The organism is Streptacidiphilus sp. MAP12-33 (genome assembly GCF_041261265.1).
In the GTDB taxonomy this organism is placed as follows: Bacteria; Actinomycetota; Actinomycetes; order Streptomycetales; family Streptomycetaceae; genus Streptacidiphilus.
Map to the genome: position 1 here is coordinate 22,196 of NZ_JBGCCA010000058.1, position 12,513 is coordinate 34,708.

Consider the following 12,513-nt stretch of genomic DNA (forward strand, 5'->3'; position numbering starts at 1 on the left):
TCCCGACCCTCCTGACACCCCCGCTCCCCTGACCTCCGGGAATCCCATGCACCTCGGACGTATTCCGCTGGCGACGGCCGTCGCCGTCGTCGCAGGCGCCCTGGCCACCACCGGCCTGGGCACGCCCACCGCGCACGCCGCCACGACCAGCGCGGTGAGCCTGCCGCTCACGCAGTTCTCGCACATGCTGGTCGCGAACCAGCACATCTTCTACAGCGGGGGCACCGGCAGCACCGGCATCCTCGTCACCGACCTCGACGGCGGCAACGCCACCACCATCGCCGGCGAGGACGGCGCCACCGAGATGGTGGCCTCACCGGACGGGTCCACCGTCTACGCCGCCCTCGGCGACGCCCACGCCATCGCCGCGATCAGCACCGCCACGCTGACCGAGACCGCGCGGTACACCACCCCCGACACCGTCGAGCCGCAGACCGTCACCACCACCGGCAGCACGCTCTGGTTCGGCTACAACGGCAGCACCGGCGTCCCCAGCGGCATCGGCTCGGTCGACCTCACCACCACCCCCGCGACCGTCGGCCTGACCTCGATGGTGCTCGCCCGCGGCTGGTCCAGCGCCCCCGAGCTCGCCGCGTCGCCGACCGTCCCCGGCCGCCTCGTCGCCGCCCAACGCGACCTGAGCCCCGTGGAGATGGCCACCTTCGACGTCTCCACGCCCGCCGACACGCGCCTGGTGGACACCTTCCAGATGAAGCTCTACGGGACCGACCAGATGGCCCCCACCCCGGACGGCAACGACGTCGTGGTCTCCGGCCCCGGCGGCGTCCAGGTCTTCCACGCCGCCGACTTGACCGCCGACGGGGTCTACGACTCCGACTCGGGCGAGTCCCTGGCCGTCGCCCCGGACGGCACGGTGATCGCGGCGGCCAGCTCCACCGACGGCGACGTGACCTTCCCCGTCTCCACCTACGCCCCCGGCAGCAGCCGGGCGTTGACCACCTACGGCCTGACCGGCGGCGCGGTCGTCGGCGTGGGCTCGGCGAACGACGGCAGCGAGGCGTTCGCCGTCGCGCGGGCCGGGGCCGGCTACACCCTCGACGTGCTGGCCGCCCCCGAGACGGCGGACACCGCGCTCTCCCTGACCGGCCCGGCCCAGACCGTCGACGGTCAGCAGGTCCAGCTCACGGGCACCCTGGACTCCGGCCGGGCCCTGCCGGCGGGCACCACCGTGCACGTCCGGCGCAGCTCCGGCGACGGCGCCCCGACGCCGCTCCCGGACGTCACCACCGACGCGGCCGGCCACTTCACCGTCACCGACGCGCCGACCGCCTCGGGAACGAACACCTACACCGTCTCCTACGGCGGCGACGGCACGCACCGCCCGTCCACGGCGCAGTTCCAGGTCCTGGGGACCACCTACCCCAGCACCCTGTCGCTGACCGCCCCGACGACCGCCACCCGCGGCGCCGCCGTCCAGCTCACCGGCAAGCTCACCAGCTCCGCGCTCCCGGCGGGCACGGTCGTCGCGATCACGCGCACCGACCTCGCCTCACCCAACGGCCTCCCGCTGGGCACGGCGCAGGTCGCGGCCGACGGGACCTTCTCGTTCAAGGACGCGCCTCCGGCGGGCGGCTCGGTCACCTACCGGGTGAACTACGCCGGTGACGTGGCCCACGACCTGGCCTCGGCCCAGGCCGCCGTGCAGGTCTCCCGCGCGGCGACGGCCCTCACCGTCGCCACCGACACGGGCGTCTACACCTACGGCGCCTGGGCCAAGGTCACCGTCCACCTGGGCACCACGTTCAACGGCCGCACGGTCACCGTCCTCGCGAAGGCGGGCAACGGCGTCACGACCGTGCTCAGGACCGGCGCCGTGGACTCCTCGGGCAACCTGGTCGCCTACGCCAAGCTCGCGTACAACACCACGTTCACGGCCTCCTTCGCGGGCGACTACCGGTACGCCCCGGCCTCGGCGAGCAAGCGCGTCTACACGCACGTCGCGGTCGCCGAGAGCCAGTCCGGCTTCTACGCATCGGGCACGCTGTCCGGCACCGCGGTGAAGTACTTCCACCACACCGCCCACCCGACCCTGACCGCCACGGTGGCGCCCGACAAGGCGGGCGAGTGCGCGCGCTTCACGCTGCAGGAGTACTACTCGGGAGCCTGGCACGCGCTCACGACCAGCGGCTGCTTCGCGCTGTCCGCGTCCAGCAGCCAGAAGGGCGTCGTCAGCCTGGGCAGCAACAGCACCAACCACCTGTTCCGCTACGCCGCCGAGTACGTCAACGGCACGGACGCCACCGACCTCGCCACCTGGGGCGCCTGGCAGTACTTCTACGTGAATTACTGACCCCGCGAGGGGTGCCGCCGGTTACGGCACCCCGAGGTTGAAGATCGCGTACCCCCCGTACCAGCCGGAGAGCGCGCCCAGGATCAGCAGCAGGATCAGCGCCTGGGCGCGACTCAGGCGCTTGAGGGCCAGGGCGAGGGGGATGGCGAGCGGGAAGAGCGGCATCACGAAGCGGTTGATCGTGCCGAACATCTGCTGACTCAGCACGATCATCGCGATCGTGCCGAGCGTGTAGACCACCAGCACCGACGGCAGCTTCAGCCGCAGCAGCAACAACACCAGCACCGGCAGGCTCATCAGCACCGCCAGCCCCACCAGGTCCTCGGTCGGGTAGGGGAAGAGGTAGTCGTACCGCCCGAGCAGCAGGCCCTGGACCGACTTGAAGGCGTTCGCGCCCCAGTCGAAGGAGTGCGCCCAGCCCCGCTGCTGCAGGGTGAAGTAGCCGTGGAAGTCGTGCAGCTCCAGGCCCAGCCAGGTCAGGTAGCCGAGCAGGCCCAACGGCGCCGCCGCGACGGCGAACAGCGGCCCCCCGAAGCGTCGAAAGTAGTCGGCCCCCGGCCGGGCCCGGTAGATGGCGATCAGCGCGGCCACGACCACGCCCGCGATCAGCGTCGCCGCCGACGGGCGGGTCAGGCCCGTCAGCAGGGCCAGCGAGCCCGCCAGGTACCAGCGCCGCCGTACCGCCGCGTAGCAGGCCCAGACCGCCAACGCGGTGAAGAGCGACTCGGAGTAGACCGACCACTGCACCGACGACGCCGGGAACACCGCCCACAGCCCCGCCGCCAGCACGCCCGCGCGGCGGCTGTTCGTCACCAGCTGCGTCAGCGCGAAGATCCCCGCCGCCGCGACGAAGGACGCCACGACCGAGACGAGCATGCCCGCGCCGTACAGGCCGAGCCCCGTCACCTCGCTGACCAGGCGGATCGCGCCCGGGTAGAGCGGGAAGAACGCGACGGAGTTCTGTTCCATCGTGAACGGCCCCAGCGGCGCCATCGGCGTCAGCGCCGGGTGGTAACCGTGCGCGGCGACGTCCTGGTACCACCAGCCGTCCCAGGAGCCCAGCACGTCCCAGGGCTTGGCGCCGCCGCCGTAGCGCGGCGTGTTGGTGCGGTAGGTGCCCGAGTAGGCCAGCAGCCGCAGGAAGACCGCCAGCCCGATCAGCTTCACGCCGCCGTACAGCGTCAGCGCCGGACCGAAGCGCACCCCGGCCGCGCGCAGCCGCGTCAGCACCGCGTCCCGGCGCCGCCGGTGCGACGGCGCCTCCCCCGTCCTCGCCGGAACCTCCCCGCGCGAGGTGATGTCGTCGACGCTCATGCCTTCGGCGCGACCTTGGCCAGGCCGTTGATGATCCGGTCCATCGCGTCGCCGCCCTGCGGGTCGGTGAGGTTGGCCAGCAGCTTCAGCACGAACTTCATCAGCACCGGGTGCGTCAGGCCGTGCTGCGCCGCCATCCGCATCACCAGCGGGTTGCCGATCGCCTTCACGAAGGCGCGGCCGAGCGAGTAGTAGCCGCCGTAGACGTCCTTCAGGATCCGCGGGTACGCCTCCAGCGCGCGCTCGCGCGCCTCGTCGGTCGTGCGGGCCAGCGCCTGGACGATGACGCCCGCCGCGATCTGGCCGGACTCCATCGCGTAGGCGATGCCCTCGCCGTTGAACGGGTTGACCATCCCGCCCGCGTCGCCGACCAGCAGGAAGCCGCGGCTGTAGTGCGGCTGCCGGTTGAACGCCATCGGCAGGGCGGCGCCACGGATCGGCTCGGTCATGTTCTCCGGCGTGTAGCCCCACTCCGCGGGCATTCCGGCACACCAGACCTTGAGCAGCTCGCGGTAGTCGATGTCCTTGAACGCCTTGGTGGTGTTCAGCAGGCCGAGGCCCACATTGCTGGTGCCGTCGCCCATGCCGAAGATCCAGCCGTAGCCGGGCAGCAGCTTGTCCTGCCCGTCGCGGCGGTCCCACAGCTCCAGCCAGGACTCCAGGTAGTCGTCTTCCGCGCGCGGCGAGGTGAAGTACGTCCGGTAGGCGACGCCCATCGGCCGGTCCTCACGCCGGTGCAGACCGAGCGCGAGCGAGAGGCGGGTGGAGTTGCCGTCCGCGGCGACGACGAGCGGCGCACGGAAGGTGACCTCCCTCTTCTCCCCGTCGTCCTCCAGCTTGGCGGTCACGCCGACCACACGGCCGGTGCGCTCGTCCAGGACCGGTCCGGTGACGTTGCAGCCCTCGTGCAGCTTGGCGCCGGCCTTCTCGGCCTGGCGGGCCAGCAGCTCGTCGAAGTCGGCGCGCTTGCGCACCAGGCCGTAGTCCGGGAACGCCGCCAGCTCCGGCCAGTCCAGCTCCAGCCGCACCCCGCCGCCGATGATCCGCAGGCCCTTGTTGTGCAGCCAGCCGTTCTCCTCGGACACGTCGACACCCATGTCGACCAGCTGCTTGACCGCGCGCGGGGTCAGCCCGTCACCACAGACCTTCTCGCGCGGGAAACGGGACTTCTCCAGCAGCAGCACCTCCAGGCCCGACCGGGCCAGGTGGTACGCCGTCGCCGAACCCGCAGGCCCCGCACCGACGACGATCACGTCCGCGTGGGCCTCGGTCGTCTCGCTCACCAGATCGTCTCCTCGTTCGGGTTCATACGGCACCTGCGAGTTTAGACAGCGGCGCCCCGGGCTGCGGGGAAGGCCTACCATCTGACGCCATGCACATGGGAATGATCGGCCACGAGGACCTGACCGACGTCACGGAGATGCTCGTCCGCGGTGAGCTGTGGCGCATCGTCACCGACTGCCCGAGCCACAACCTGGTCGGCGTCACACCGCTGCGCCCGGGGCCCGAGACCTGGTTCGCGCAGGCCGTCGTGGACCACGGCGGCGGCCTGGAGATCCTCGGCGCCACCGCCCACGCCCTGCGCGCCGAGGCCCGCGCCGTCCACCGGCTCGGGCCCGACACCCCGCTGGTCCCCGCCCTGCTCGGCATGGTCGAGGAACTCGTCGCCGTCTGGGACGGCACGCCCGGCACGGACATCGCCGAGGCGGTCGCGGAGGCCGAGCGGCTCGGCCTCTACGTCCACCGCGTCTGGCCGGAGGGCTCGGAGCGGCTGTGACGCGAGCCCGCCCGGCCTGCGCTGCGCGGACCGGCCTGCGCGGTCCGGCCTGCGCGGTCCGTCCTACGCGGACCGGCCTACGCGGACCGGCCTGCGCGGTCCGGGCTGCGCGGTCCGGCCTACGCGGTCTTCGTCGCCCGGTGCAGGGCGACGATGCCGCCGGTCAGGTTGCGCCAGGCCACCCGCTGCCAGCCGGCCTGCTGGAGGCGGGAGGCGAGCGCCGGCTGGTCGGGCCAGGCGCGGATGGAGTCGGCGAGGTAGACGTAGGCGTCCGGGTTGGAGCTGACCGCGGTGGCGACCGGCGGCAGGGCGCGCATCAGGTACTCGGTGTAGACCGTGCGGAAGGGCGCCCAGGTGGGGTGCGAGAACTCGCAGATCACCACGCGGCCGCCCGGCTTGGTGACGCGCAGCATCTCGCGCAGCGCGGCGTCGGTGTCCTGGACGTTGCGCAGCGCGAAGGAGATCGTCACCGCGTCGAAGACCTCGTCCGCGAACGGGAGCCGCGTCGCGTCCCCGGCCGTGAGCGGCAGTTCGGGGTGACGGCGCTTGCCCTCGCGCAGCATGCCGAGCGAGAAGTCGCACGGCACCACCCGCGCGCCCACCGCCGCGAACGGCAGCGAGGAGGTGCCGGTGCCGGCGCCGAGGTCCAGCACCCGCTGCCCCGGACGCGCGTCCACGGCCCGCGCGACGGCGCGGCGCCACAGACGGGTCTGGCCCAGCGAGAGAACGTCGTTGGTGAGGTCGTACTTCGCCGCGACGTCGTCGAACATCGAGGCGACCTCGTGCGGCTGCTTGTCCAGGGTGGCTCGGGTCACGCGGCCATTCTCCTCGTCGGCATCGGAATGCGGGGAAGTCACTTGCGGCGGTGCACGAGACGGCCCGCGAGGACCGTGGCGAGGCAGGAGCCGTCGGCCGCGAAGACGGCGAAGTCGGCGCGGGCCCCGGCCGTCGGCGGGACGGGCGAGCCGACCGGCAGCCCGACCCGTGCCGCGGCCGGTGCCAGGCCCGGATCGTCGCCCAGCGGGCCCGGCGCCACCGCGGTCACCCCGCGCACCAGCAGCGCGTGCACCCGCTCGCGCGGGCTCGGCGCCTCGGGCAGGGCTTCCTCCCAGCCCGCGCCCGCGCGCAGTTCGCCCGGCCATTCGCGCACACGAGCGCGGGGGTAGGCGGCGCGCAGCGCGTCGACGTCCGCCACGGCGACGACGCGGTCACCCTCGACGGCGACCGCTTCGTCGTTCGTCCCGGCGTGGATCGTGAGCATCAGCTGTCGGAGTTCAGCAGCTTCAGCTCGGGGTGGGCGGTGCCGCCCTCGATCGCCGTGGAGGCGATGTGCGAGAACACGTGGTCGTCCACCGGGTCGTTCGCCGGGTCGTCGTGGACGACCAGGTGCTCGTAGGTGGTGGCGCGCTGCGCGGGCACGCGGCCGGCGGCACGGATCAGCGCGATCAGCTCCATCCGGTTCGAGCGGTGCTTGGCGCCGGCCGAGGAGACCACGTTCTCCTCCAGCATCACCGAGCCGAGGTCGTCGGCCCCGTAGTGCAGCGAGAGCTGACCCATCTCCTTGCCCACCGTCAGCCAGGAGCCCTGGATGTGGGCGACGTTGTCGAGGAAGAGCCGCGCCACCGCGATCAGCCGGAGGTACTCGAAGAGCGTCGCCTGGGTGCGACCCTTCAGGTGGTTGTTCTCCGGCTGGTAGGTGTACGGGATGAACGCGCGGAAGCCGCCGGTGCGGTCCTGCACGTCACGGATCATCCGCAGGTGCTCGATCCGCTCGGCGTTGGTCTCGCCGGTGCCCATCAGCATGGTGGAGGTGGACTCGACCCCCAGGTTGTGCGCCAGCTCCATGATCTCCAGCCAGCGCTCGCCGGACTCCTTGAGCGGCGCGATCACCTTGCGCGGCCGCTCGGGCAGCAGCTCGGCGCCCGCGCCGGCGAAGGAGTCGAGGCCGGCCGCGTGGATGCGACGGATCGCCTCCTCGGCGCTGACGCCGGAGATCCGCGCCATGTGGTCCACCTCGGAGGCACCGAGCGAGTGGATCACCAGCTGCGGGAAGTCCTTCTTGATGGCGGAGAAGGCGCGCTCGTAGTACTCGACGCCGTAGTCCGGGTGGTGCCCGCCCTGGAACATGATCTGGGTGCCGCCCAGCTCGACCGTCTCCGCGCAGCGGCGCAGGATCTCGTCGAGGTCGCGCGACCAGCCCTTCTCGGTGTCCTTGGGCGCGGCGTAGAAGGCGCAGAACTTGCACGCCGTCACGCACACGTTGGTGTAGTTGATGTTGCGCTCGATGATGTACGTCGCGATGTGCTCCGTACCCGCGTACCGACGGCGGCGCGCGGCGTCGGCCGCCCGGCCGAGCGCGTGCAGCGGCGCGTTCCGGTACAGCTCCAGCGCCTCCTCGGCGCTGATGCGCCCCCCGGCCGCGGCGCGGTCGAGAACGGCCTGGATGTCGGTCGGGGATTTCGCCAGCGTGGTCACCACGTCAGCCTACGCCAGGGGTTGCGGCCACCTGCGGCTGGCCCGACGGGGCCCCCAGCAGCCGCACATGGTCCGTCGGCACACCGATCCGGGCGGCGAACTCGCGCATGCCCTCCAGCTGCCGCTCTCCGAAGGAGAAGTCGAGTGCGTCGGTGTAGTAGCGGCGCAGCGTCTGCGAGTCGAAGGCCTCCCAGCGGGCCGTCTGCTCGCAGACCTTGTCGATCTCCTCCATGGACAGGTCGCGCGAGGCCAGGAAGGCGCGGTGCACGTCGTACACGGTCTCCGGCTCGCGGGCCAGGAAGTCGCGGCGCACGGCGAAGGGCGCGAAGACGAACGGCAACCCCGTCCAGTCCTTCCACATCGCGCCGAGATCGTAGACGTTCAGCCCGAGCCGCGGCGCCTCGTGCAGCGAGGCCCGCAGCGCGGCGTCGCCGATGAGCACGGCCGCGTCGGCCTCCTGCATCATCGCGCCGAGGTCGGGCGGGCACGTGTAGTACTCGGGCGTCACGCGGTAGCGCTCGGCCAGCAGCAGCTGGGCGAGGCGGACGGACGTGCGGCTCGTCGAGCCGAGCGCGACGCGGCGCCCGTCGAGCTCCTCGAGCGGCAGCTCGGTGACGATCACGCAGGACATGACCGGCCCGTCGCTGCCGACGGCGATGTCCGGCAGCAGGGTCAACTGGTCGGCGTGACGCAGGTACTCGACGCAGGAGATCGGTCCGATGTCGAGCCGGCCGGCCACGAGGGCCTCGTTGAGCGCGTCCGGGTTGTCCTTGGTGAGGTCGAGGTCGACGAGGCTGCCCGTCCGACCCAGGCCCCAGTAGAGCGGCAGGCAGTTCAGGAACTGGATGTGTCCGACCCGCGGCCGCCGGTGCGGTGTGTGCTGCTCCGCCACGTGCTGCTGCGCCGTGTGTTGGTGCGCTGTGTGTTGGCCATGCTGCTGGGGTTGGGATGCAAGGTTGTCCACCCAATGAACAGTAGACCTGCGTATCGATCATCCCTGGCAGGGGGCGGTGCCGCGTGCTAGGGTTTTCCGCAGTTGCAGTTTGATTTCCCATGCAGTACTGGAGCCTGCGGAGCACTTGTGACCGCGGGCTCTTGTGGTTTTCAGGGCTTTTGCAGAGTAGTAGAAGTTTGCTGAAGGCACGGCAGGCACGGCGGGGCGATCAGCGCAGCGGACCGGATGTCACGGAGTGTGGCGTCCTTTACGTCCCTCGCAAGGAGAACGGTATGGCGACCGGAACCGTCAAGTGGTTCAACGCCGAGAAGGGCTTCGGCTTCATCGCCCAGGACGGCGGCGGCCCCGATGTCTTCGTCCACTACACCGCCATCAACTCGTCGGGCTTCCGCTCGCTTGAGGAGAACCAGGCCGTCGAGTTCGACGTCACCCAGGGCCCGAAGGGCCCGCAGGCCGAGAACGTCAGCCCGCTTTCCTAAGTAGCGCTGAGCCTCAAAGCCACGAAGGGGGCCCGTCCCGCACGCGAGTGCGGGACGGGCCCCCTGCCGTTCGCCCCCCGCTGTCCCTTCCCCCGTGCCGTTTGCCCCCGCCGTCCTTCGCCTTCGCTGTCCTTTGACCCCCTCTGTCCTTTGCCCCGCTGTCCTTTGCCTTTGCGCGGTTATACGTATAACTTCGAAGCATGGGCTATCTCTCCGTGCTGCGCGCCCCCGTCGTGCTGCGACTCCTCAGTGGCACCCTCGTCGGCCGTCTGCCCGCCGGAATGACCGTCGTCGCCATCGCCCTGGCCCTCCACGGAGCGGGCGCCTCCTACGCCCAGATCGGCCTCACCACCGCCGCCTACGCGGTCAGCGCCGCGATCGGCGGTCCCGTCCTCGGCCGCACCGTCGACCGGCTCGGCCAGCCGCGCGTGCTGCTGGCCTCCGCGCTCGTCGCCTCTACCGGTTACGTACTGCTCGCCCTGGACCCCGGCTCCGCCGCGCTCGCCATCGCCGGCGCCGCACTCGCGGGCGCGTTCATGCCGCCGCTGGAGCCCTGCCTGCGCGCCCTGTGGCCGGACGTGGTCGCCGAGGAGCAACTGGAGACCGCCTACGCGCTCGACTCCGCCTCCCAGCAGATCCTCTACGTGGCCGGTCCCCTGCTCGTCGCCGGTATCGCCGCCCTCGGCGACCCCGCCGCAGCACTCTGGCTCGCCGCCGTTCTGGGCCTCGTGGGCACGCTCGTCGTCGCCACCGCCGGCCCCGTCCGTTCCTGGCGCCCCGCCCCCCGACCGGCGGCGTCCTCCGCGCCGGAAGCCTCGCGCCGCCACTGGCTCGGACCGCTTCGCTCGCCGGGACTGGTCCTCCTGCTGCTGGCCTTCGCCGGGACCGGGTGGTCCGTCGGCGGGCAGAACATCCTCTTCGTCGCCTACGCCCAGGAGCACCCCGGCCTGCCGGGCGGCGCGGGCCTGTTGCTCGCCCTGGCCGCCCTTTCCGGTCTGCTGGGCGCGCTGGCCTACGGCGCCGTCCGCTGGAAGGCGCCGACAGCGACCCGCACCTGGGCGATGGCCGCCGGCATGGCCGTCTGCTACCTCCCGCTGCTGGCCGTCCCCGGCCCCCTCGGCATGAGCGCGGCCGCCGCGCTCTCCGGCCTCGGCCTCGCCCCGCTGCTGGCCGCCGCCTTCGTCCTGATCGCGGAGTTGGCCCCCGCCGGCACCACGACGGAGGCGTTCGCCTGGCTGGTCACCGTCTTCTCCACCGGCAACGCCCTCGGCTCCGCCGCCTCGGGCGCGGTCGTCGGCGGGTCGCTGCGCGCGGCCGCCCTCGTCGCCTGCGCCGGCATCGCGGTCGGCGCGGTCCTGCTGGTCGCCTGCCGTCGCCGGCTCCGTCCGCTCAGGCCTCTCCCGCCGCTCGGGCCGCTCGGGCCGCTCGCCGAGCAGTCGGCGGCCACCGCTACGGACGCGGTCGCACTGGATGGTGCCGGGGCCCACGCGACGGCGTGAGGCGACGCGCACCGCGTGAGGCGGCGCGCGCGGGGACGCTTGCGTCCGGTGGTGGCCCTGCCCTCGCCCTACGCTTCACTCCTACGCCTCTACCCCTCCCTTACCCCTCCCTGCGTATCGCTTCTGAGCTTCCACTCTCCGACCGTCTCGTAGCGCGCGGGCCCCGAACCGAGGTAGCTCCGCATCAGGCGCAGCGAGTCGGCCGTCCACTCCGTCCCCTCGAAGTCGGCGAGCGCGGCGGCCAAGGGCTTCAGGTCAGCGCGGGCCGTGCCGCTGCGGGCGAGGGTGAGGTGCCCGCGGAACGGCCGCTCGTCGAGCGCTATCCCGCTGTGCCGCGCCGCCGCGCCCGCGCTCTCTGCAAGGCGGCGCAGGGCGTGCGTGTCGCCCGTGACACCCGCCCAGAGCACGCGGTCGCCGAAGCGCCCACCGCCTGCGATCCGCAGGGAGTGAGCGGCGTGGCGGTGCGCCACCCGCTCAAGGCGCGGCAGCAGCTTCTCGACGTCCTCGCTCTCGACCTGGCCGAGGAAGGCGAGCGTCAGGTGCCAGCCGGGCAATCCCGTCCAGCGCAGCCCCGCCCCTTCCGGACGTCGACGCAGGGGCTGGACGACCGCGTCCAGTTCCCGCAGCACCGGCTCCGGCGGCACGACGGCGAGGAAGAGCCTCATGGCGGCAGTCTGCCGCGAAGGCCTGCCGGAACGGAACGCCCGATCATCCGAACGCCCACCTGCCGGACACCGGCTGGGCTACAAACGGTCGTATGACAGAGATCGACACGGCAGACCTCACCCCGCCGGCCCTGCGGATCCGCGCGGCCACGCCCGACGACAGCGCGGCGGTGCTCGCCCTCATGGACGGCATCATGACGTGGCTGGTGGGTCTCGGCAGGACGGCCCAGTGGGGCACCGAACCCTGGTCCGCCAGCGCCCAGCTGGTCGAACTGATCGAGAGCCGCATCGACCGCGGAGAACTGCGCGTCGCCGTCACCGGGCAGGGCGAGGTGGCGGGCATCGTCTCCTTCTCGACCGCCGCATCGGGCTATGTCCGCGCGGCGGAGGAACCCGAACTCTTCATCAACCTGCTCGCTTCCTCGCGCCGCTTCAAGGGACAGGATGTCGGCGGGCTGCTGATCGCCGAGGCCCGGTCGGAGGCGGTTCGGCGGGGCCTCGAGCTGTTGCGCGTCGACTGCTTCGCCGGGGACGACGGGCGACTCACGCGCTGGTACGCGAGCCAGGGGTTCGAGGAGGTCGAGCCCTTCGTGGTGCGGCGCGAGGGGCGCCCCGACTGGCCGGGGATGCTCTTCTCGATGCGCGTCGAGCCAGGCGGAGCCGGGTCGTAGGCGGAGCCGGGATGCGGGCGGAGCCGGGTCGTAGGCGGAGCCGGGTCGTAGGCGGAGCCGGGATGCGGGCGGAGCCGGGTCGCAGGCGGAGCCGGGTCGTAGGCGGAGCCGGGATGCGGGCGGAGCCGGGTCGCAGGCGGAGCCGGGATGCGGGCGGAGCCGGGTCGCAGGCGGAGCCGGGATGCGGGCGGAGCCGGGTCGTAGGCAGCGCCGGGTCGTAGGCGGAGCCGGGATGCGGGCGTGCCGGTGGGCCGCTCCGGGGGTGGGGCGGCTCAGGGTTGGTGGGGTTGGGTTCAGGGTTGGTGGGGATGGCGGGTGTTGGGTGGCAGGGGTGCGTCCGGTGGCGGGATCGCGTGCGGGCGTCCAT

The 12,513-nt window shown here is 72.4% G+C and carries 12 protein-coding genes; 5 read left to right on the top strand and 7 right to left on the bottom strand.

What is annotated here, in order from left to right; all coding sequences use genetic code 11:
- Window positions 1-46: 46 nt before the first annotated feature.
- Complete coding sequence (locus tag ABH931_RS38015) at window positions 47-2,311, top strand: hypothetical protein (protein ID WP_370124250.1); 2,265 nt, start codon at window positions 47-49, stop codon at window positions 2,309-2,311.
- A 21-nt stretch (window positions 2,312-2,332) separates the two neighbouring features.
- Here the strand turns inward: ABH931_RS38015 and ABH931_RS38020 are convergent, their stop codons facing one another.
- Together ABH931_RS38020 and ABH931_RS38025 are read right to left on the bottom strand one after the other, a co-directional pair.
- Window positions 2,333-3,625: a mannosyltransferase family protein gene (locus ABH931_RS38020; RefSeq protein ID WP_370124251.1), complete on the bottom strand. Its 1,293-nt coding sequence runs from the start codon at window positions 3,623-3,625 to the stop codon at window positions 2,333-2,335.
- A complete protein-coding gene (locus ABH931_RS38025) occupies window positions 3,622-4,908 on the bottom strand; it encodes a geranylgeranyl reductase family protein (protein WP_370124253.1) in 1,287 nt (428 codons plus the stop codon). The genes ABH931_RS38020 and ABH931_RS38025 overlap by 4 nt, the downstream gene beginning before the upstream one ends.
- Before the next feature lie 89 nt (window positions 4,909-4,997).
- Between ABH931_RS38025 and ABH931_RS38030 the strand changes: the two genes are divergently transcribed.
- Window positions 4,998-5,402: a hypothetical protein gene (locus tag ABH931_RS38030; protein ID WP_370124255.1), complete on the top strand. Its 405-nt coding sequence runs from the start codon at window positions 4,998-5,000 to the stop codon at window positions 5,400-5,402.
- Between the two features lie 119 nt (window positions 5,403-5,521).
- Here ABH931_RS38030 and ABH931_RS38035 read toward each other — a convergent pair whose 3' ends face one another.
- From ABH931_RS38035 to ABH931_RS38050, 4 genes are read right to left on the bottom strand one after another with little or no spacing between them, the layout of a single operon-like run.
- The gene (locus tag ABH931_RS38035) at window positions 5,522-6,217 is read right to left on the bottom strand and encodes a demethylmenaquinone methyltransferase (protein WP_370124256.1); all 696 of its coding nucleotides are present in this window, start codon (window positions 6,215-6,217) and stop codon (window positions 5,522-5,524) included.
- 38 nt (window positions 6,218-6,255) lie between these two features.
- The gene (locus tag ABH931_RS38040) at window positions 6,256-6,663 is read right to left on the bottom strand and encodes a hypothetical protein (protein ID WP_370124258.1); all 408 of its coding nucleotides are present in this window, start codon (window positions 6,661-6,663) and stop codon (window positions 6,256-6,258) included.
- Complete coding sequence (gene mqnC / locus ABH931_RS38045) at window positions 6,663-7,868, bottom strand: cyclic dehypoxanthinyl futalosine synthase (RefSeq protein WP_370124269.1); 1,206 nt, start codon at window positions 7,866-7,868, stop codon at window positions 6,663-6,665. Before mqnC ends, ABH931_RS38040 begins: the two co-directional genes overlap by 1 nt.
- 13 nt (window positions 7,869-7,881) lie before the next feature.
- Complete coding sequence (locus tag ABH931_RS38050; protein ID WP_370124260.1) at window positions 7,882-8,769, bottom strand: menaquinone biosynthetic enzyme MqnA/MqnD family protein; 888 nt, start codon at window positions 8,767-8,769, stop codon at window positions 7,882-7,884.
- A 335-nt stretch (window positions 8,770-9,104) separates the two neighbouring features.
- Here ABH931_RS38050 and ABH931_RS38055 point away from each other — a divergent pair, with 335 nt between their 5' ends.
- Window positions 9,105-9,311: a cold-shock protein gene (locus ABH931_RS38055; RefSeq protein ID WP_042374690.1), complete on the top strand. Its 207-nt coding sequence runs from the start codon at window positions 9,105-9,107 to the stop codon at window positions 9,309-9,311.
- Between the two features lie 200 nt (window positions 9,312-9,511).
- Window positions 9,512-10,810, top strand: coding sequence for an MFS transporter (locus ABH931_RS38060; protein WP_370124262.1), 1,299 nt, complete (start codon window positions 9,512-9,514; stop codon window positions 10,808-10,810).
- A gap of 89 nt (window positions 10,811-10,899) precedes the next feature.
- On the opposite strand, the gene thpR is transcribed toward ABH931_RS38060, so the two are convergent.
- Window positions 10,900-11,475, bottom strand: a complete 576-nt coding sequence (gene thpR, locus ABH931_RS38065) for an RNA 2',3'-cyclic phosphodiesterase (RefSeq protein ID WP_370124263.1) — start codon at window positions 11,473-11,475, stop codon at window positions 10,900-10,902.
- Window positions 11,476-11,567: 92 nt separating this feature from the next.
- On the opposite strand from thpR, the gene ABH931_RS38070 reads away from it, so the two are divergent.
- Window positions 11,568-12,146, top strand: coding sequence for an N-acetyltransferase family protein (locus tag ABH931_RS38070; protein WP_370124265.1), 579 nt, complete (start codon window positions 11,568-11,570; stop codon window positions 12,144-12,146).
- Window positions 12,147-12,513: the final 367 nt, after the last annotated feature.